This window comes from Pedobacter gandavensis (genome assembly GCF_032678465.1).
Taxonomy (GTDB): domain Bacteria; phylum Bacteroidota; class Bacteroidia; order Sphingobacteriales; family Sphingobacteriaceae; genus Pedobacter; species Pedobacter gandavensis_B.
In genome coordinates, this window is the sequence record NZ_JAVTSK010000014.1 from 19,042 (window position 1) to 39,220 (window position 20,179).

Sequence of the window (20,179 nt, forward strand, 5' to 3'; positions counted from 1 at the left end):
CTCAGATAAATAACAACTATAATTCAATAAAGGGCGATCCATCCTATAAAATGGCCATTATCACATTTTTTTTGTTAGTGAAGACAAATACCACTTTCTTTACAGAAAATAACAAAATCCAGCATGCAGCCCCTAAGTATTGTATTTAAAATCATCAACATAGGAAACGGGAAATTCCTCAGCACCAAAAATGAAGTGAACAACCTCATCGTAGAAGTCATTAACAGGAACCCTACGCAACCGTCCAACATCCTTAGACAATTGACGATTAAAGAATTTCAGGAAGCACCTGCTGCAAAAAAAGTACTGACCAGCAATGCATCCTTTTTCATCGATAAAATAACTGATGTAGAAATTGCCATCACTTATCTACCCAATGAAAAAGAACTTACAGAACAGTTTTACACGCAATGGAGATTCGTACAGGTTTCGGAGCCTTATAAACTCATTCAGTATTTAGATGAAAATAAAGTTGTGGTTTATAGCGAAAGAACAAAAGTGATCCATACGATTAAACTAGACAAAACGATCAGTGTGGTGGTTCATGAAGAGCAGATGCTCCCTTCCGGAAATTAAAACATATTTCTTCAAAAATCTGCCCTGAAGCCCCGATGACCTACGGAAGGCTTTATGGATCCGTGTAGGCAGTCAGCGTAGCCAACAGGGTTTGAAAGGGCAGAAGACCCTACAAAGCCCTAGCTAAGCCCTGGAAAAGCCTTACTGCAAACCCACTAACCGACACTACTCCTCTACCACAAAAGGAGGTTTTTAATTATACTTAAATCGACATGATTCCAGTGGAATTAAACTGAAGATCATAGAGGCGCTTATAATAGCCGTCCAGTTTCAATAATTCCTGATGTGTTCCTACCTCTTTAATTTCTCCTTTATCCAATACCAGAATCTGGTCTGCTTTTTGGATGGTAGACAATCGGTGGGCGATCACGATAGAAGTTCTTCCCTTCATTAAATTCTCAATGGCACGCTGGATCAGCATTTCCGTTTCCGTATCCACAGAAGATGTCGCCTCATCCAACACCAAAATCGAAGGATTATATACCAATGCACGGATAAAAGAAATCAATTGCGCTTGTCCGGCAGAAAGTGTTGCTCCCCGTTCCATCACATTATACTGATAACTACCAGGCAGTCGCTCGATAAAATCATGGGCACCCACTTTTTTTGCCGCATCAATTACCTCGTCCATACCAATATCCGGATTATTTAAAGTGATGTTATTGAAAATTGTATCCGAAAACAAAAAGACATCCTGGAGCACTGTGGCAATATTCCTCCTCAAATAGTCGAGTTTATACTCCTGAATCGGCACTCCATCAATTTTAATCGCTCCTTTTTGAATCTCGTAAAACCTATTTAAAATATTAATAGTTGAAGACTTACCAGCACCTGTTGCTCCTACCAGGGCAATGGTTTTTCCGGCTTTCACTTCAAAAGAAATATCTTTCAGCACATAATTTTCATCAATATAAGCGAACCAGACTTTTTCAAAAGAAATTGCACCCATCATCTTTACCGGAGCGTAGTTTCCTTTATCCTCGGTGACTTCATCCGTATCCAATACTTTAAACACCCGCTCTGCACCCACCATTCCCATTTGCAGGGTATTAAATTTATCGGCAAGCTCCCTGATCGGGCGAAATAACATACTTATATATAGAATAAATTCTGCGATTGTTCCAGGAGTCACATCCATGGGTTTGGCCAGGATGCTCTTAGAACCATACCAGACCAGCAAACCTAATGACATTGCTGAGATGATCTCTACAACTGGAAAAAATATAGAATAATACCAGTTAGAGCGAATATTTGCATCACGGTAACGGGCGTTAATTTGAACAAACTTTTTATACTCCTGCTGTTCTCTGGCAAAATACTGGATGATGGAAACACCGGAGATATGTTCCTGTAAATAAGTATTCAGATTGGATACCTCAGTTCTGATCTCCTGAAAAGCAGATTTGATTGCTTTCTGAAAAACTGAAGTAGCTATCATCAACAAAGGCATCGGCAGCAAGACCACAAAAGTAAGCGACCAATCTCTGTAAATCATCACCCCAATGATGACAATCACCATCAGGATATCTCCAATGATGACAATTAGTCCTTCTGAAAAAATCTCTGCAATGGTCTCCAGATCCGATACGGTACGCGTAATCAGTTGACCGATTGGGGTGTTGTCGAAATATTTTAAACGTAATTTGGTAATATGATTGAATATATTAATCCTTAAATCCCGGATCGCCGATTGGCCCAGGGTATTGGTCAGCAGCGTTTGACAAAACTGAATTCCAGCCTGAAGTACCAGGAGCACCAGCATCAGGATGGTCATTTTCAACAAACCACTGTACTCCCCTTTCATTATGTAATGATCCAGGGTATATTGAATTAAAAAGGGTCTTGCCGGTGCAATTAAAGCCAGCAATATCGTCAGGATAATTGCCCAGATAAAGATGCTGCGATAAGGTTTTACATATTGAAAAACTCTTTTCAACAAGCCAACATTTAATGCATCACCAGTTATTTTAGACATATTTAATAGCTTACATAAGGATAAACAACTTTCACCAGATACAAACCACAGGCAGGAACAGATTGTCCAGCATTACTCCTGCTCTTTTGTTCCATAATTTCCTGGAACTGATTTTTGGTAATTTCCTTCTTACCCACTCTAATTAAAGTTCCCACTACTGCCCGAACCATATTTCTTAAAAAGCGATCTGCCGAAATCGTAAATTTCAATCCCCCTTCTATTTCTTCAAAATAAGCGGCTGTCACCTTACAATTATTGGTAAAAGTCTGGGTATTGGATTTACTGAAGCAGGAAAAATCAGTGTGTTTTAAAATTAGTTCTGCAGCTTCATTCATGGCAGCCACATCCAATTCTCCTTTAAACAACCAGGAACGGTCTAATTTAAAGGGATCTTTATGGAAATGCAGGTAATAATTATAGGCCCTCTGGGTAGCATCAAAACGTGCATGCGCATCAGCATTTACTGCAAAAACCCTTTTCACTGCAATCTGATAAGGCAGCAAGGAATTGATTCCGGTAATGGACCTTTCCACATTTACAGGTTTTTCCTTAAGGATTTCCAGGTCAAAATGGGCAAAAAATTCGGTCGCATGTACTCCAGAGTCAGTACGCCCACAGCCCAATGAAGCAACTGACTGTCTGAAATAAACGGACAATGCCTTGTCCAGACATTCCTGTACAGTGAGGGCATTTGGCTGAATCTGCCAGCCATGAAATGCAGTCCCATTGTAAGACAATTCAATAAAATATCGTTGTATGTTCGGTTCCAATAGGGCAAATTTAAACTTTTGAATCAAGATATTGATTGCTTAGTATAGCCCTTTTAATATATTTGTTGAAATTATTGAAAGATATGATACAAAGAGTACAATCTATCTGGCTGCTGCTGGCGAGCCTAACTATATTACTTTTATTATTTGTTCCAATTGTGAACAGCGAGTCTAATGGTTCAGAATATTGGCTGCTTGCCACCGGTTTATATAAGAAGACAAATGGCGTTGCCGGCAAAATCGAGTATTTTAAACCTTTATTCATGAATACCGTAGCGGTAGGTATGTTATGTTTTGCCACTATTTTTACTTTTAAAAAGAGAATCGGACAAAAGCGACTGATTATTTTCGCGATGGTTTCAACGCTTTTTATAGGTTTCTGGATTTTTGATGCCGCACAAAATATCCCTGGTGGAATTGCATCGGTAAAGCCCGGCATTGGTGCATTCTTACCCCTTATCAGCCTTATTTTTTGCGCATTAGCACTTCGTGGAATCCGAAAAGATGAGCAATTATTGAGGTCAGCAGATCGGCTTAGATAATTAATTGCCTCATTTTTATTTAGTTACACATCAGTGAAATCCCAAAAATTAACCGTATCTTTGCGGCTTAATTAATATATATACATGATAAACCCATTTAAATTATTGGGGATAAGTGATGACGTTGTTAATGCTGTAAAGGATTTAGGTTTCGAAAATCCAACACCTATTCAGGAACAAAGTATTCCTGTGCTGTTAGAGGGCAATAACGACTTTGTTGGTTTGGCCCAAACTGGAACAGGAAAAACAGCCGCATTTGGCTTGCCGCTATTAGAATTGGTAGACTTTAAAAGCAATAAGCCTCAGGCATTGGTTTTATGCCCTACGAGAGAGCTTTGCCTACAGATTGCTAATGACATCAAAAATTTCTCAAAAAACATCCCTGGTGCTAGTGTAGTTGCCGTTTACGGTGGCGCTAACATTATGCAACAGTTGCGTGAGATTAGAAACGGTGTACAAATTGTTGTGGCTACACCTGGCCGTATGTTGGACATTATTGGCAGAAAAGCTATTGATTTCACAAATGTGAAATACGTAGTTTTAGATGAAGCTGATGAGATGTTGAACATGGGATTCCAGGAAGACATCAACGACATTTTGTCTACCACTCCTGACGACAAAAAAACTTGGTTATTCTCCGCTACTATGCCTCCTGAGGTTAGAAGAATAGCGAAAAACTACATGGACTCTCCAGTAGAGTTAACCATGGGTACCAAAAACACAGGTAACGTAAATATTGAGCATGAGTACTATATTGTACGTGCCAGAGATAAATACGCTGCTTTAAAACGTATCGTAGATTTTAACCCTGAGATCTTTGCGGTAGTGTTCTGTAAAACCAAAATGGATACACAGGATGTTGCTGAGCACTTGATCAAAGATGGTTACAATGCGGATGCTTTACACGGAGATTTATCTCAACAACAACGTGATAAAGTAATGCAGCGTTTCCGTGAGCGTAACATGCAATTGCTAATTGCTACTGATGTTGCGGCACGTGGTATTGATGTTCAGAACGTGACACACGTAATTAACTATTCATTACCTGACGAAATTGAAAGTTACACCCACCGCTCTGGTCGTACTGGCCGTGCTGGTAAAACAGGTGTTTCTATCTGTATCGTTAACTCTAAAGAACTTGGAAAAATCCGTCAGATTGAAAGAATCATTGGTAAACAATTTACCAAGGCTGCTTTACCTACAGGTTTTGACGTTTGTGAGAAGCAATTATTTGCTTTGGTACACAAAGTTCACAATGTAGAGGTTAACGAATCACAAATTGAGCAATACATCCCTAGAATTATGGATGAGTTTGCTGAATTGAGCAAAGAAGAAGTGATCAAACGTTTTGCATCTTTAGAGTTTAACCGCTTTTTAGAGTATTACAAAAACGCTCCTGATTTGAATTCTTCGGCTGATGATCGCGGTGAGAGAGGTGAACGTGGAGAGCGCGGTGAAAGAGGTCCAAGAAACAGTGAAGGTTACACCCGTTTATTTATCAACTTAGGTTCGGTAGATGACTTTACAAGAGGTGATTTATTATCTTTTGTATGTAACAACGGTAAAATCAGTGGAAAAAGCATTGGCAAAATCGACTTAAAAGGTGTGTATTCATTCTTTGAAGTAGAAGATGCAACTGTAGAATCTCTATTCAATAATTTCAAAGGTGTTGAATTCAACAACCGTGGCGTTAGAATTGAGAAAACTGCTGATGGTGACGGTGGCGGCGAACGTCGTCGTGGCGGATTCGGTGGCGGTGGCAGACGTGAAGGCGGAGGCTATGGCGGCGGAAGAAGCGGCGGTGATAGAAGAAGCGGTGGCGGCAGACGCGAAGGCGGAAGCGGCGGCGGTGGTTTCAGAGATTTCTCTGGAAGAAGCCGTGATGATCGTGGCGGAAATTCAGGTGGCGGCAGACGCGAAGGCGGAAGCAGCGATAGAAGACGTAGATCTTAATCACATATCATACGAAAAAGGTCGGTTCCCATATGGGAACCGACCTTTTTTTATGACTAAATTTCTCTCAACTATTCTTTTTTCTTTTCAGGCCTGTTCTTAATCTGTGATTCTTTCAGATATACCTTCGCTCCTTTTTTATTGATATAGTATTTCTTGTTCTTACCATTGATATACACATCGGAACCATCTGGTGCCATCTTTCCTTTGTAAGTCTGGTCAGCCACCTTAGAAGCCCCTTTTACAGCAACTTCAGCGGTTTTATCACCAACTTTTATGGCAGTTTTACCGATAGCCTGTCCAACTGATTCTTTCTTTTCCTGGGCTTTGGCATTAAAAGCAAATGCGGTAAAGCATGCCAATGCAAGTCCGGTCATTAAAATTTGTTTTCTCATAGCGCTATGTTATTTTTATGCTCTCATAACAAGCGGTTTAAGGAATTGTTTTTAATTGAGCTGTTCAGTTAACAAGGCCATTTCTACCTGTGGGGAATGTTGTTCATAAAGAATGGCATACACGGCCCTGCTGATCGGCATATCGACTTTGTACTTCAGGTTAATGTGGTGCATACATTTCACCGCATAGTAACCTTCGGCTACCATTGCCATTTCCAGCTGTGCTGATTTTACAGTATAGCCCTTGCCTACCATATTTCCAAAAGTACGGTTCCTGCTGAATTGAGAATAGGCGGTTACAAGTAGATCACCCAGATAAGCAGATTCTTTAATATCACGATCTATGGGATGTACTGCGTCTACAAATCTTTTGATTTCTCTGATCGCATTCGAAATCAATACGGCCTGAAAGTTATCTCCATAACCTACCCCGTGACAAATACCACTAGCCACGGCATATATATTTTTCAGTACCGCAGCATATTCCGTTCCGAAGATGTCATCAGAAACATTTGTTTTAATGTATCTATTGCGTAGTAATCTGGCAAAAACTGCAGCTAATTCCTCATCCAGGGAAGCAATCGTCAGGTAAGATAATTTTTCCAATGCCACTTCTTCTGCATGACAAGGTCCGCTGATGACCACAATATCTTTCAAAGGCACCAGATATTTTTGTTGTAAAAATTCACCGATGATCTGGTTCTCATCAGGCACAATTCCTTTAATCGCCGAAATGATTTTCTTTCCTTTTAACAATGCTGGAGTCACGTCTTTCAAGGTTTCCTTTAAAAACGCGGCAGGAACATTTAAAATGATGTATTCGGATTGTTGAATGATGTTGACAATATCATTTGAAATGTTCGCATCAGGCAGCCTGATTTCTACAGAACTCAGGTAATTTGGATTGTGCTTGTATTTTTGAAGGTGATGAATTGCTTCTTCATTGCGCATCCACCAATAGATTTCCTTTGGTGTCTCATTGTCTGAAAGCATTTTTACAATAGCAGTAGCCCAACTACCCCCACCAATCATTGCAACTTTAGGTATCATACAGTATTAAATAAAAAAACCCCGGTTATTGTTTTAACCGGGGCAATTTACTCATTTAAAAATGATTGATAAAGTTTACTTTTTATCAGGGTTGACAAACAATTGATCTTTAGTAGTTTTCTCTACTTTCATCCCATCTTTCAATTTATTCTGAATTGCTGAGTATGGTCCGGATACCACTTCTTGTCCGGCTTTAAGACCGCTTTTAATAATAATATACTGATCGTCCTGGATTCCGGTAGTCACAGCTACTTTTTTCACTGTTCCATTCTCGAAAACATAAACAAATTGCTTCACTGTTTTATCGGTCAGTTTTGCTTTTTGTTTATCTGAGTTTTCATCATTACCAGCAGCTTTATCATCCGATTTTTTAGTTTCTGTAAAGACCGACTGGATTGGAATAGCCAGGCCTTTTTCCGATTGACTTTCAATATCAACCGTTGCTGATAAACCTGGTCTGAATGGAGAAGGAAGATCCTTGGCACCACCTTTAATGTCCTGATAAGAATCAGCAAGGATTCTGATTTTCACAACGAAATTCGTTACCTGATCTACTGAAGTGGTAGTTGCTCCAATATCTTTAGATGAACTTGCAATTTCCGTTACTATTCCTTTGAATTTTTTATCTGAGAAAGCATCCACTTCAATCTTTGCACTGTCTCCTACATTTACTCTATTGATGTCGTTCTCATTTACATCTACGTTCACTTCCATGGTAGTCAGGTTCGAAATTCTCATAATTTCTGTTCCTGCCATTTGAGCTGTACCCAAAATACGATCCCCAAGTTCTACCGATAATTTTGAAATTACCCCGTTCACTGGCGCGTAAATCGTCGCTTTTGCAAGGTTGGCATTGGCCTCCTGAACATTTGCTCCTGATTGTTCCAGTTGGAATTTCGCAGCGGTATAATCTTCTTTTGATTTTGCAAGATTTGTTTTTGCAGTCAAATAAGCAGCTTTAGCCGCATCAAACTCCGAAGCTGAAATTACTTTCTTATTGAACAGTTCTACATTACGTTTATAGGTTGCTTCCGCATTGGCAAAGTTACCTTCATTTTGTTTCATCAACTGTAAAGCTGAAGCCACGCCTGCTTTTTGTGAGCTGTAAGAAGCTACTGCTCTGTCATAACCCGATTTCAATACATCCGGACGAACTTTAATTAACAACTGGCCTTTTTTAACCACATCGCCTTCTTTGACTAAAAGCTCAGTTACCTCACCGGAAACCTCAGAACTTAATTTTACTTCCGTTTCAGGCTGCACCTTTCCACTGGCAGTTACTGTTTCTGTGACTGTACGTTCCGCAACTTTCTCAATGGTTACTTTTTCAATCTTCTCACCACCAATAACGCCTGTAAGCTTTAAAGCAACGACTATAGCTATGAGTATGCCTAGTGTAATGAGTATAGGTTTTAGTTTCATCTGTATTTGTTTATATATTTATATCAATCGGGTCTTGAACGCTTAAAAAACAATTTGCTTGCCCAGGTAGTAATCAATTACTTTAGCCCTGAATATTAAATCGTATTTAGCCTGTATCATATCTATTTCTGCTTTATTCATGTTGGATTGTGAGGTACTGAAGTCTAAAGAATTCACCAATCCAACTGCATAACGTTGATCAATTACATGGAAAGCATCTTTTTGTGCCAGAAAAGTATTGGTGGTTGCAGCTAAACGGCCTTCTGCGGCTTTCAAATCGGCAACTGCCTGATAAATCACTTTATTTAGATTGTTTTTCGCCAGTTGCTCATCTGCCAGACTTTGCAAATGATTGATCTTTGCTTTTCTAACAGTTGATCTTGCCTGGAATCCGTTGAAAATTGGAATCTGCAGAGATACGCCTACATATTGACCAAAGTTATCGCGAAGCTGGTCTTTAAACAGGTATTTCTCTGTGATATTTGTGAAAACAGGTGCTCTCACGATGGCCCCAGTCCCGTCTACTTTACCAATTTCTTGCGTACCGATTAACTCTGAACCTACAGATTGTTTTCTGCCACTTGACCAGTTGGTACTTAAACCCGCACCAAAAGATAAGGTAGGGAAATAGTTTCCTCTCGCCACATCAATACTCTTTTTAGCCGCTTCAGCACGTAAACCTGCCAGTTTAATATCCGGAAAAAGTTTCAATGAAGAACCATAGATTTCTTCCGCATTTCCACTTGAAGCATCAGGTGTAGTCAGATCAGACAATGGCGATTGTACCTCATACTGTGTGGATGAAGGGACATCCATGAGTTGGGCCAAGGTAAGGTAGGAAATGCTGAGTGCATTCACTGCATTGGTTACCGTCAGATCGGCAGTCGCCAGTTGAGATTTTGCCTGAGAAAGATCTGCCAGGGTTTTATTCCCCACATCTAATAACTGTTGCTCTCTATCCAATTGTTTTTTAGCTACCAATTGTTGTTCTTTGGCAGCTTTTAAAAGGTCTTTATTATAAAGAATCTGCAAATAACCTGTTACCACCTGAAGAACCAGGTCGTTCTTGATTTTTTCTGTATTGGTTTTATCCGCATTCAGTAAAAGCATATTTTGCTTAATCTGATTTTGCTTTTGTAAACCTTGAAAAGCAACTACTCCAGCCGACACACCTGCATTTAAAGAGGAGAACTGAGAGCTGTTAAAGGCATTGGTGGATGGATCCACGCTTCGTCCAAAGTTTATATTATAGCTACTATTTCCATTTAAAGTAGGCAATAACGCGTATTTGGATTGCTTTAAATTTTCTTCTGATAAGCTTTCGCTAAATCTCGATTGCTTTACCTGAAGGTTGTTATTCAAGGTTTTATCAATCGCATCCTGAATGGTAATCACTTCCTGTGCATCGGAGCGCTGCACAAAACCTGTAATCAATGCTAACGACAAAACTAAGCTGAGCTTGGGCAAGGCATTAAAGCTGGTAAACTTTCTCATAATTTTAATTTCACAATAATAATATAAACAACTAACTGATTTTGTAAATTTTCAGGTACACCAGCTGTATTTTACTACATTTGAAAATGTATCTGGTTAAATCTCCGTTATTATTGAAATGGTATTACCCATCTCTGGTTTGGCACAAAACCCGAGCTCAAAGCGTCATTTATTTAACCTTTGACGACGGACCTATACCGGATGTTACAAGCTTCGTACTAAAAACTTTAAAAAGCTTTAATGCGAAAGCCACCTTTTTTTGTATTGGGGATAATATTCAAAAGCACCCGGCCATCTTTGACGAGTTGAAAGCGGATGGTCATGCCATCGGTAACCACACCTTCCATCATTTAAAGGGCTGGAAAACGGACGACAAGACTTACCTTGAAAATTTCCGTCAATGTCAGCAACTCACCAATACCAATTTATTTCGCCCACCATACGGCAGGATTAAAAAGTCACAGATCTCAAGTCTTCGGTCGGAGTTCCCTGAACTTCAGATCATCATGTGGGACGTACTTAGTGGCGATTTCGATACACAACTTGCTCCTGAAAAGTGCTACGAGAATGTGATTAAGCATACGCGTAATGGTGCAATCATTGTTTTTCATGATAGCCTGAAGGCCTTTGACCGTTTGAAATATACTTTACCCCGGGCCTTACAATATTTCAGTGAACAGGGCTATCAATTTGCTACTTTATAAATCCCGGATCTGATTAAGCCAAGCTCAGGCCAAGATTAAAATTAGGAATATTTCCCTGTTTATCTGCCGCTTACGAAGGGATTTCATTTTTATGCTGTTCATTATCGGACATTGTTGTTCGTAAATGAACGGTATCGCGGAAGACAAGGCTATCGCTACATTATTTAGAATATGTATAAATAATATAATGATCCCTATATGATGATCTGCACCTGTTTTTTTTCGTAAATTCGCTACAAATAATAAAAATACTTACCCTTTTAACACATATTATCAATGGCTTTTGATATAGAAATGATCAAAAAGGTGTATGCAAACTTTGGCCCCCGTGTAGAGGCGGCCCGTAAACTAGTAGGCAGACCTTTAACACTTTCAGAAAAAATTCTTTACACCCACCTTTGGGATGGTAATACAAATACTTCTTATGTAAGAGGTACTGATTATGTAGATTTTGCTCCTGACCGTGTGGCCATGCAAGATGCTACTGCACAAATGGCTTTATTGCAATTTATGCAAGCGGGAAGACCAAAAGTAGCTGTTCCATCAACAGTTCATTGCGATCACTTAATTACTGCAAAATATGGTGCTGAGGTAGATTTACCAGCAGCAAATACAGAAAGTAAAGAGGTTTTTGATTTCCTTGCTTCCGTTTCGAACAAATATGGTATTGGCTTCTGGAAACCAGGTGCAGGTATTATTCACCAGGTAGTATTGGAAAACTATGCTTTCCCAGGTGGTATGATGATCGGTACTGACTCTCACACTGTGAATGCAGGTGGTTTAGGTATGGTGGCGATTGGTGTAGGTGGTGCTGATGCATGTGATGTGATGGCAGGCTTACCATGGGAGCTTAAATTCCCTAAATTAATCGGTATCAAATTAACAGGTAAATTAAGTGGATGGGTTTCTGCGAAAGATGTCATTCTTAAAGTTGCAGGTATTCTTACCGTAAAAGGTGGAACTGGTGCAATTGTAGAATATTTTGGTGAAGGTGCCAACAGCATGAGCTGTACTGGTAAAGGAACAATTTGCAATATGGGTGCTGAAATTGGCGCAACGACCTCAACATTCGGTTACGATGAGAGCATGGAGCGTTATTTACGTGCAACCAACAGAGCAGATGTTGCAGACGCAGCAAATGAAATTAAAGAACATTTAACAGGTGATGCGGAAGTTTATGCAGAGCCGGAAAAATATTTTGACCAGATCATTGAGATCAACCTATCTGAACTTGAGCCTTATTTGAACGGCCCTTTCACTCCGGATTTGGCTACGCCAATCTCTAAAATGAAAGAAGTAGCTGCTGCAAACGGATGGCCAATGAAAATTGATGTTGGTTTGATCGGTTCTTGTACTAACTCTTCTTATGAAGATATTTCACGTGCAGTAAGTGTAGCTAAACAGGTTGCTGAAAAAGGCTTAACCTCAAAAGCGGAATACTGTATCAATCCAGGTTCTGAGCAGATCCGTTTCACGATTCAACGTGATGGTTTCTTAGACGTATTTGAGAAAATCGGTGCTAAAGTATTTACCAATGCCTGTGGTCCATGTATTGGTATGTGGGACAGGGTTGGTGCTGAAAAGCAAGAGAAAAACACCATCGTTCACTCTTTCAACAGAAACTTTGCGAAACGTGCAGATGGTAACCCGAATACTTTTGCTTTTGTAGGTTCTCCTGAACTGGTAACGGCATTGGCTATTGCAGGTGATTTGAGCTTTAATCCGCTTACAGATACCTTAACAAATGCAAATGGTGAGCAGGTAAAACTGGATGCACCTACAGGATTTGAATTGCCTCCAAGAGGTTTTGATGTGGATGATGCAGGTTATCAGGAGCCAGCTGCCGATGGTAGCGGTGTGGAAGTATTGGTTTCTCCAACTTCTCACAGGTTACAATTACTTGATCCATTTACACCTTGGGAAGGCACAGACCTTAAAGGTTTGAAATTGCTGATCAAAGCAAAAGGTAAATGTACAACGGATCATATCTCTATGGCTGGTCCATGGTTGAAATTCCGTGGTCACCTGGACAACATTTCTAACAACATGCTGATCGGTGCGGTGAACTATTTCAACGAAAAAACTGACAATGTTAAGAATGAATTGACAGGCGAATACGGTCCTGTTCCTGCAACTCAACGTGCTTATAAAGCAGCAGGTATCGGTACTATTGTTGTTGGTGATGAAAACTATGGTGAAGGATCTAGTCGTGAGCACGCGGCAATGGAGCCTCGTCATTTAGGTGTTCGTGCAGTATTGGTGAAATCTTTTGCCCGTATCCATGAAACCAACCTGAAAAAACAAGGTATGCTTGGTTTGACATTTGCAAACAAAGAAGACTATGATAAAATTCAGGAAGACGACACTATTGATATCCTTGGATTAACAACTTTCAGTCCTGATGTTCCATTAACACTGGTATTAAACCATGCTGATGGCACTAAAGAAGAGATCGTGGTTAACCATAGCTATAATGCTCAACAGATTGAGTGGTTCAAAGCAGGTGGTGCATTAAACATCATCCGTAGAGAAGCAGCAGAAAAAAACGCATAGTCGGTTTTAACTGTCCTATATAAAACGAATGGGCTGGTCATTTGAAATGACCAGCCCATTTTTTTATGTGGCTTAAGACTGTAAAAACTGCTGCCACCAATAGCCAGAATCTTTGATCGTTCGCTTTTGTGTCTTAAAGTCGTTATGAATCAAGCCAAACCTTGCATTAAAACCTTCTGCCCATTCAAAGTTATCCATGAGTGTCCAGACCATATATCCGGTAATATTTAGACCTTCATTTTTAGCTTTTAATAAAGCAGTCAGGTATTCCTGAAAGTAAGCAATCCTTTCCTGATCATGAACTGCCCCATCTACTACTTTATCGGCAAAGGCAGCACCGTTTTCTGTAATCATCAGGTTTTTAATCTTAGGATATGCGGCGAACTGTTTGATGATATTATAAAATCCGTTTCCACTAATTTCCCAACCCATTGCAGTATAAGGTACTTTACGGCTTTTTGCTTTCATTTCCCAGGCCTGTATCACTGGAATAAAGGCATTGTATTTAATGGTAAGTGGAAAGTAATTCTGAATACCGATAAAGTCGAAATCAAAACTCAGTCGCTCGGTATGGCGCCAGGTAGAGTGTTGGATAGAAAATTTCTCCATCACTTCCCAATCGGTACCTGGATAACCCATCCCTAAAGTTGGCTCAATAAAAAGACGGTTCATTAAACAATCCACACGTTGAGCCGCCTGTATATCAGATTCGCTTTGGCTGTAAGGGAGAACTTCACAGCAGGAAAAACTGGTTCCAATATTTGCATTACTGACCTCTGCTCTTAATATCCGGCCTCCGTCTGCTTGTGCAATGGCGGCATGGTGAACTGCAGAAAAGAAATTCGTTAAGCCGGTTTTTCCAGGCGCATGGATACCCAGCATATATCCCAGGGAGGTAAAGCCAAAGGGCTCATTGAGCACAATCCAGTTCTTTACTTTGTCGCCATAAGTTTTAGCACAGATAGAGACGAAAGCATTAAAGGCGCTATTGATTCCAAAGGCGGTCCAGCCGCCCTCGGCTTCCAGCGCTTCTGGCAGATCCCAATGGTATAAGGTAATATAGGGGATGATTCCTTGTCTTAAACATTCATCTATTACCTCATGGTAGAAACGAATACCTTCTTCATTGATAATTCCTTCCCCATCAGGCAGGATTCTTGGCCAGGAAATGGAAAACCGGAAGATCGAAAATCCCAGGAGCTTAATCAGCGCAATATCTGACTTATAAGAATGGTAAAAATCACAGGCAATGGCAGGAGTATGTCCTTTTTTTATCTTTCCCGAGCGATTGGCAAAAGTATCCCAGATTGAGGGGCCTTTTCCGTACCCCTCTGCTGCTCCTTCTATCTGAGCCGCAGCTGCAGCTACTCCCCAGGAAAAATCGGTTCCAAAATCTGACGCTTTAATCATAGTTTTCCTTTTACAGATCCGTAATTCAAATCAGTTTTTAAACTGAGATTCCTATTTTTTAAAAGTCCTGTTTCCCAAACTGGTTACGCTTAGCTGTTAAATAGGAATCTCGATTTCAATTAAGGCGAATATGAGGATAAGCTATTAATTTAACGTTAAGCCTATCTCCTTTAATAGTAAAGCCGCATTAAAAGTAGTACAAGGACCATGTTTCAATTTATAATCGAAGTTCATTTCTCCTCTATTGATCTGGATGTCAAAATGATAATTCCTAACTTCTTCCTGATAATCTTCCACCATTTCCGACAGTTGTAAATCGTGGGTAGCAAATAATGCAGGTGTTTTTTGTTCAATTAGCTTTTCAATGAAAACTTTTGAGCCCAGGTATTTATCACGGCTATTCGTCCCTCTTAGCATCTCATCAATCAATACCAGGGAATTAGAAGAAGTGCTGATGGCATCAAGTATCATTTTTAACCTGTTCAATTCGGCTTTAAAGGTTGAGGTCTGATCATTTAAAGAGTCTTTAATCCGCATATAGGAGAGCAGATGAAAAATAGAAACCGACATTTTACTGGCACAAACCGGTCCACCCGCAAAGGCCAGCACCATATTGATCCCTACTGTTCTAAGAAAAGTACTTTTTCCCGCCATGTTAGAGCCTGTTACAATATCTACGGTAGGTATTTCCTTTAACTGGAAATCGTTTAGCACACGCGTGCTTTCAGGGATCAGTGGATGCCCGAGTGCTATCGCTTCCAGCTGGAAGTTTTTTACTAAGACCGGATAGGACCAATCGGGTTGATTGTAAGCTAGTGTAGCATGGGAAATCAATTCTTCAAATTTACTGATCCGCACTAATCCGTCCAGTACTGGAGCTGAATATTGACTATGCCATTTGCTCAGGTACATACAGCATTTCAAATCCCATAAAAAGAATAAGTTTAAAATGGAACCGAGGATTACATTTAAACGTGCATCAAAAGCCTGAATGATTTTCGCCAATTGTTTAATCTGGGCACTTACAGGTAGTCCATCTTCCTTTTCAGTAAAGAGAGCTTTAATGTAGGCACTATTCCAGTTTACATCTTCTGTCCACTTTATCGTTCCAGAGAATGAAGTCAACAAGCTAGCACCGCCTGTAAAACCATAATAGACCTGATTGATATGCTTCAAATTTAAGAAGGTTAGTCCTGCATGGAAAACTGCATATAAGGCGAAGATTTCCCACATCGCCCCGCCAAAAATAATGGCAATGCTCAACATCACCATAGACAAATAGGGAACTATTTTTACATAAAATTTCAACCAGGTTTTATTGGTAAATTGTAATTGCTCTGGTAAATCATGCAGCAGCTTCCTTTCAATAACCCGCAGCATTTCGACCTGATGATTTTGAAGTTCTGCCCGAAAATGAAAACTCTGATCGATATGACCTGCCAATTCTTTTATCGCTTCCTGGCGTGCCAAAATAGTATCCATCTCATTTGGTCTACCCAAATTTTCTGCCAGCAGGTCCATTCCTCTTTCCGTTTTACAACGATTGGTAAAGGCATATAAAGAACCGGAACCATAAATATCCAGGTCTGAAGCGTAGGGATGTTGTTCATCCTGATAATGTTCTCCGTTGTCATAGCCATTCTTTCCAGCTCCTATTAGATTGGCTTCATTCTGAAAAACCAATAGCAACTGTCCCGCATAAGTCAACTCTTCCTGAACTACACTTTGCTTTTTTACCAACAGCATAAATAAAACAAGTGGAACAAATAGTAAAGCTGTTAACACTGGGTTAAAACCTATATTGATGATGGCAGCAATGATTAGAATCTCTACGAGGAATAGCCCTAATCGCGAAAACGAGATGTTATTAAGTTTCTTTTTAAGTCCGGAAATCCGTGTTTCCTGAATTGCAATGTTATTTTGGTAGTCCTTTAAAATACTATCTTTTGTTTTTACCATTATCTTTGGATGTTCTCTAATCGGATAAATATAGGGATTAGAACATAGAACATTCACAATGACATCAATTTTTGATAGCCGGCATTCGAAATCTGGAGCTATTGGATTTATGATGAAAAATTAGGTTAAGCGAATGAAAATCACATTATTGGTTGTAGGAAAAACCGAAGACAAATACCTGATTGAGGGGATTGAGAAATATTTGAAACGGTTAAAGCATTATATTGGCTTCAATATGGTCGTAATTCCGGAAATTAAAAACACAAAAAACCTGACCGAAGCACAACAAAAGAGTAAAGAAGCAGAACTAATTCTGAAACAGTTGAGTAATCTGGATACTGTAATCCTGATGGATGAGAAAGGAAAAAAGTATACTTCTATTCAATTTTCTAATTATTTGAATAAACAGATGATTGGTAGTGTACAACACCTGATCTTCATCATAGGAGGTCCTTATGGTTTTGACGAGAGTGTGTACCAGAGAGCTAATGGCAGCATGTCATTATCCGATATGACATTCTCACATCAGATGGTTCGTTTGTTCTTTGTAGAGCAATTGTATCGTGCTTTTAGCATTTTAAAGGGCGAACCCTATCACCATGAGTAAGTTTATCCGGATTATGGAAAATCGACCTATTCATCATCATTTATAAAAAAGGAGTTAATATGCAATTGCCTAGTGATTTTAAAAGAAAATACAAATTTAAAAGCAACCCGAGGAAAGACCGCCTAAACTATATTATTGCCATTATCATTTCGATAGTCGCATTTCTTTTGATTTGGTTTTACCTATAGTGATGAAATAGGATGTTCAGAGCTGAAGGAAATGGGGACATCTTTTCCAGGTAAACAAAAAAAATAAAAGCCGGATCTGTTAAAGATCCGGCTTTCGTATAACCTATTTCGTTCAGTATAAAGACTAAACGCCTTTTTTGCTTGTCATACTCACCTTTTTAGCTGGTTGAGTAGCTTTGCTTGGTGCTTTTGTATTAGATGGCTTTGGACTTGCTTTTAGCTTTTTCTCTGCTTTATCTTCAATTTTAACACCTTCCTGCTCTACTACTGCTTCCGGAGCCGCTTCACTGAAAAGTGGAAGCTCCTTTAGCAAATGAAACCAGGAAACTATTTTCTTCATATCAGAAGTATAAACTTTCTCCTGGTCGTGACCTGGAGCTACTTCTAAAAAGAAAGCTTTCAGTTCTTTTGCATCAGCTTTTGCATCCGGAACATTTCCTTTAGCAGCAGCAATATTTGCAAAAACATCTAATAACTTCAAATCGTCATCTTCGCCGTATACGGTAATATCTTCTAATGACGCAAGTTTAGTTGTAGTAATGTTAGCTACAATTTTCACTTTTTGAGCATCCAGACTTTCTAAAACGTATCCGCCTTTATTTTGTCCTACCAGCTTAAATAGACCTGGTCTTCCAGATACTGCAACGATTCCTCTTAAATTCATAATATTTTTTTTTTGAGAAGTAAGAACTAGTCTTCAATTACTTCTATCCCTATAATCTTATCTCCTTGTTTGATATCGTCAACAATATCAACATTTTCTATTACTTTTCCGAAACAAGTATGTACTCTGTCTAAATGTGCAGTATTGTCTCTGCTGTGACAAACAAAGAACTGTGAACCACCAGTATTTCTACCAGCATGTGCCATAGACAACACACCACGATCATGGTATTGATTTTCGCCCGTTAACTCACAATCAATTTTGTAACCCGGACCACCTGTACCAGCTAAATGTGCTTTAGAAGCATCTTTAGAGTTTGGACATCCGCCTTGAATTACGAAATTAGGAATTACCCTGTGAAAAGTAACGCCATCATAGAATCCTTCTGAAGCTAATTTCTTAAAGTTAGCAACGGTATTAGGTGCATCCTGATCATAAAACTGAACAGTCATGTTACCTTTATCTGTTTTTATTATTGCTTTGCTCATGATAATTTTTTGTAAATGCCAAATTTAGTAAATTGAAATGACTCCTGAATACTAATTACTGGTAAAAAAGCCAGTGATACTGATTATCGTCTATAAACGTTTATTCAGTACAATAATTTTATTATAGGTTCAAAAAAATTACATTCGCATATACCCTGAAAAAAGTATGTCACTAAAAAAAGTATATCTGCTATTGTGTTTCCTGTTTTTTAGCCTCGGCTTAAAGGCTTCTTCTATTCTAGTTTATATGGATGAGGACCAAAAGAATCACCTTAAAGCTTATGGGATTGCTTATTGGAGTATCCAGCAAAAAGCAGAAGTAAGTTGGTTACTGAATTATCGGGGTGGCAGTTTTCTCTTACAATATCATAAAAATATCGAGGATGAGTGTAAAACCCGTGGGGTTTCCTATCAGATTCTTGCCGATGGAAAGGTGACAGCTATCCTCAATGAGATCAGTGATCCTGAGGTAAATATGGAGATGGTAAAATTAGAGAAATCACCAAAAATTGCGGTTTACTCTCCAAAAAGTAAGCTCCCCTGGGATGATGCGGTAACGATGGTACTTAGGTATGCGGAGATTCCGTATGATGTAGTTTATGACGATGAGGTATTAAAAGATAAACTTGTTGGTTACGACTGGCTACATTTACATCATGAGGATTTTACCGGGCAATATGGGCGTTTCTGGAGTGCCTTCCGGAATGCAGGATGGTATCGGGAAGATGTTAAAATCCAGGAGGCTGCAGCTAAACGAAATGGGTTTGCTAAAGTTTCAGAGATGAAACTTGCAGTGGCTAAAAGAATAAAGGAATTTTGTGCCGGAGGTGGATTTTTATTCGCCATGTGCTCGGCAACGGATAGTTACGACATTGCACTGAGTGCTGAAGGTGTAGACATTTGTGAAAGTATGTTTGACGGGGATAGCGCAGATCCACAGGCACAATCTAAAATAGACTACAATAAGACTTTTGCGTTTAAAGATTTTAAACTGGATAACAATCCTAATAATTACGAATTTTCGGATATTGATGCCACTCAGACCAGAACTTTAATCCAGAGCAATGATTTTTTCACGCTGTTTGACTTTTCCGCAAAATGGGATCTTGTACCTACTATGCTGACACAAAATCATGAAAAGGTGATCAAAGGATTTATGGGGCAGACCACTGCTTTCCGGAAATCGTTGGTGAAGCCAAACATTACTGTTTTGGGAGAAAATAAAGGTGCGGAAGAAGTGAGGTATTTGAACGGGGAAATTGGCAAAGGACAGTTTACCTTTTACGGGGGGCACGATCCTGAGGATTATCAACATGCAGTAGGTGACCCGCCTACAGATCTGAACCTCCATCCAAATTCAGCAGGTTACCGACTGATTCTGAATAATGTATTGTTTCCTGCGGCAAAGAAAAAGCCGCAGAAAACTTAA

Annotated in this window: 17 protein-coding genes; 7 read left to right on the top strand and 10 right to left on the bottom strand. The window is 39.4% G+C overall.

The window, feature by feature from the left end; genetic code table 11:
- Positions 1–123 precede the first annotated feature (123 nt).
- Complete coding sequence (locus tag R2Q94_RS20285; protein ID WP_316823315.1) at positions 124–576, top strand: hypothetical protein; 453 nt, start codon at positions 124–126, stop codon at positions 574–576.
- Positions 577–778: 202 nt separating this feature from the next.
- Here R2Q94_RS20285 and R2Q94_RS20290 read toward each other — a convergent pair whose 3' ends face one another.
- Together R2Q94_RS20290 and truA are read right to left on the bottom strand one after the other, a co-directional pair.
- Entirely contained in the window at positions 779–2,551 is a 1,773-nt protein-coding gene (locus tag R2Q94_RS20290) for an ABC transporter ATP-binding protein (protein ID WP_316823316.1), read from the bottom strand.
- A 2-nt stretch (positions 2,552–2,553) separates the two neighbouring features.
- Positions 2,554–3,321 carry a tRNA pseudouridine(38-40) synthase TruA gene (gene truA, locus R2Q94_RS20295; RefSeq protein ID WP_316823317.1) on the bottom strand — a complete coding sequence of 256 codons (768 nt, stop codon included), beginning with the start codon at positions 3,319–3,321 and terminating at the stop codon, positions 2,554–2,556.
- 83 nt (positions 3,322–3,404) lie between these two features.
- Here truA and R2Q94_RS20300 point away from each other — a divergent pair, with 83 nt between their 5' ends.
- Both R2Q94_RS20300 and R2Q94_RS20305 read left to right on the top strand, forming a co-directional pair.
- Complete coding sequence (locus R2Q94_RS20300) at positions 3,405–3,863, top strand: DUF4293 domain-containing protein (protein WP_316823318.1); 459 nt, start codon at positions 3,405–3,407, stop codon at positions 3,861–3,863.
- 84 nt (positions 3,864–3,947) lie between these two features.
- The gene (locus tag R2Q94_RS20305; protein WP_316823319.1) at positions 3,948–5,816 is read left to right on the top strand and encodes a DEAD/DEAH box helicase; all 1,869 of its coding nucleotides are present in this window, start codon (positions 3,948–3,950) and stop codon (positions 5,814–5,816) included.
- Between the two features lie 71 nt (positions 5,817–5,887).
- On the opposite strand, the gene R2Q94_RS20310 is transcribed toward R2Q94_RS20305, so the two are convergent.
- The 4 genes from R2Q94_RS20310 to R2Q94_RS20325 form a co-directional block, all read right to left on the bottom strand.
- Positions 5,888–6,211 carry a hypothetical protein gene (locus R2Q94_RS20310; RefSeq protein ID WP_316823320.1) on the bottom strand — a complete coding sequence of 108 codons (324 nt, stop codon included), beginning with the start codon at positions 6,209–6,211 and terminating at the stop codon, positions 5,888–5,890.
- A gap of 51 nt (positions 6,212–6,262) precedes the next feature.
- Complete coding sequence (locus tag R2Q94_RS20315) at positions 6,263–7,261, bottom strand: NAD(P)H-dependent glycerol-3-phosphate dehydrogenase (protein ID WP_316823321.1); 999 nt, start codon at positions 7,259–7,261, stop codon at positions 6,263–6,265.
- A 75-nt stretch (positions 7,262–7,336) separates the two neighbouring features.
- Positions 7,337–8,683 (bottom strand): efflux RND transporter periplasmic adaptor subunit, encoded by a 1,347-nt coding sequence (locus tag R2Q94_RS20320; protein WP_316823322.1) that lies wholly within the window; start codon positions 8,681–8,683, stop codon positions 7,337–7,339.
- A gap of 42 nt (positions 8,684–8,725) precedes the next feature.
- The gene (locus tag R2Q94_RS20325; protein ID WP_316823323.1) at positions 8,726–10,177 is read right to left on the bottom strand and encodes a TolC family protein; all 1,452 of its coding nucleotides are present in this window, start codon (positions 10,175–10,177) and stop codon (positions 8,726–8,728) included.
- Positions 10,178–10,263: 86 nt separating this feature from the next.
- Between R2Q94_RS20325 and R2Q94_RS20330 the strand changes: the two genes are divergently transcribed.
- Entirely contained in the window at positions 10,264–10,881 is a 618-nt protein-coding gene (locus tag R2Q94_RS20330; RefSeq protein WP_316823324.1) for a polysaccharide deacetylase family protein, read from the top strand.
- Positions 10,882–11,157: 276 nt separating this feature from the next.
- Positions 11,158–13,434: an aconitate hydratase gene (locus tag R2Q94_RS20335; protein WP_316823325.1), complete on the top strand. Its 2,277-nt coding sequence runs from the start codon at positions 11,158–11,160 to the stop codon at positions 13,432–13,434.
- Positions 13,435–13,506: 72 nt separating this feature from the next.
- Here the strand turns inward: R2Q94_RS20335 and R2Q94_RS20340 are convergent, their stop codons facing one another.
- Positions 13,507–14,844 (bottom strand): GH1 family beta-glucosidase, encoded by a 1,338-nt coding sequence (locus R2Q94_RS20340; protein ID WP_316823326.1) that lies wholly within the window; start codon positions 14,842–14,844, stop codon positions 13,507–13,509.
- 144 nt (positions 14,845–14,988) lie between these two features.
- Positions 14,989–16,803, bottom strand: coding sequence for a MutS-related protein (locus R2Q94_RS20345; protein ID WP_316823327.1), 1,815 nt, complete (start codon positions 16,801–16,803; stop codon positions 14,989–14,991).
- Between the two features lie 133 nt (positions 16,804–16,936).
- Between R2Q94_RS20345 and rlmH the strand changes: the two genes are divergently transcribed.
- Complete coding sequence (gene rlmH, locus R2Q94_RS20350; RefSeq protein ID WP_316823328.1) at positions 16,937–17,410, top strand: 23S rRNA (pseudouridine(1915)-N(3))-methyltransferase RlmH; 474 nt, start codon at positions 16,937–16,939, stop codon at positions 17,408–17,410.
- Between the two features lie 312 nt (positions 17,411–17,722).
- Here rlmH and R2Q94_RS20355 read toward each other — a convergent pair whose 3' ends face one another.
- On the bottom strand, positions 17,723–18,262 hold the full coding sequence (locus R2Q94_RS20355; RefSeq protein ID WP_316823329.1) for a DUF5606 domain-containing protein: 540 nt from the start codon (positions 18,260–18,262) through the stop codon (positions 17,723–17,725).
- Between the two features lie 26 nt (positions 18,263–18,288).
- Complete coding sequence (locus tag R2Q94_RS20360; protein WP_316823330.1) at positions 18,289–18,750, bottom strand: peptidylprolyl isomerase; 462 nt, start codon at positions 18,748–18,750, stop codon at positions 18,289–18,291.
- A 166-nt stretch (positions 18,751–18,916) separates the two neighbouring features.
- Between R2Q94_RS20360 and R2Q94_RS20365 the strand changes: the two genes are divergently transcribed.
- Positions 18,917–20,179: an asparagine synthetase B gene (locus R2Q94_RS20365; protein ID WP_316823331.1), complete on the top strand. Its 1,263-nt coding sequence runs from the start codon at positions 18,917–18,919 to the stop codon at positions 20,177–20,179.

What these genes read in the sequence shown, in the direction of transcription:
- R2Q94_RS20285 (WP_316823315.1), top strand. Translation starts at nt 124, where the DNA reads ATGCAGCCCCTAAGTATTGTATTTAAAATCATCAACATAGGAAACGGG.
- R2Q94_RS20290 (WP_316823316.1), bottom strand. Translation starts at nt 2,551, where the DNA reads ATGTCTAAAATAACTGGTGATGCATTAAATGTTGGCTTGTTGAAAAGA.
- R2Q94_RS20300 (WP_316823318.1), top strand. Translation starts at nt 3,405, where the DNA reads ATGATACAAAGAGTACAATCTATCTGGCTGCTGCTGGCGAGCCTAACT.
- R2Q94_RS20305 (WP_316823319.1), top strand. Translation starts at nt 3,948, where the DNA reads ATGATAAACCCATTTAAATTATTGGGGATAAGTGATGACGTTGTTAAT.
- R2Q94_RS20310 (WP_316823320.1), bottom strand. Translation starts at nt 6,211, where the DNA reads ATGAGAAAACAAATTTTAATGACCGGACTTGCATTGGCATGCTTTACC.
- R2Q94_RS20315 (WP_316823321.1), bottom strand. Translation starts at nt 7,261, where the DNA reads ATGATACCTAAAGTTGCAATGATTGGTGGGGGTAGTTGGGCTACTGCT.
- R2Q94_RS20320 (WP_316823322.1), bottom strand. Translation starts at nt 8,683, where the DNA reads ATGAAACTAAAACCTATACTCATTACACTAGGCATACTCATAGCTATA.
- R2Q94_RS20325 (WP_316823323.1), bottom strand. Translation starts at nt 10,177, where the DNA reads ATGAGAAAGTTTACCAGCTTTAATGCCTTGCCCAAGCTCAGCTTAGTT.
- R2Q94_RS20330 (WP_316823324.1), top strand. Translation starts at nt 10,264, where the DNA reads ATGTATCTGGTTAAATCTCCGTTATTATTGAAATGGTATTACCCATCT.
- R2Q94_RS20335 (WP_316823325.1), top strand. Translation starts at nt 11,158, where the DNA reads ATGGCTTTTGATATAGAAATGATCAAAAAGGTGTATGCAAACTTTGGC.
- R2Q94_RS20340 (WP_316823326.1), bottom strand. Translation starts at nt 14,844, where the DNA reads ATGATTAAAGCGTCAGATTTTGGAACCGATTTTTCCTGGGGAGTAGCT.
- R2Q94_RS20345 (WP_316823327.1), bottom strand. Translation starts at nt 16,803, where the DNA reads ATGGTAAAAACAAAAGATAGTATTTTAAAGGACTACCAAAATAACATT.
- rlmH (WP_316823328.1), top strand. Translation starts at nt 16,937, where the DNA reads ATGAAAATCACATTATTGGTTGTAGGAAAAACCGAAGACAAATACCTG.
- R2Q94_RS20355 (WP_316823329.1), bottom strand. Translation starts at nt 18,262, where the DNA reads ATGAATTTAAGAGGAATCGTTGCAGTATCTGGAAGACCAGGTCTATTT.
- R2Q94_RS20360 (WP_316823330.1), bottom strand. Translation starts at nt 18,750, where the DNA reads ATGAGCAAAGCAATAATAAAAACAGATAAAGGTAACATGACTGTTCAG.
- R2Q94_RS20365 (WP_316823331.1), top strand. Translation starts at nt 18,917, where the DNA reads ATGTCACTAAAAAAAGTATATCTGCTATTGTGTTTCCTGTTTTTTAGC.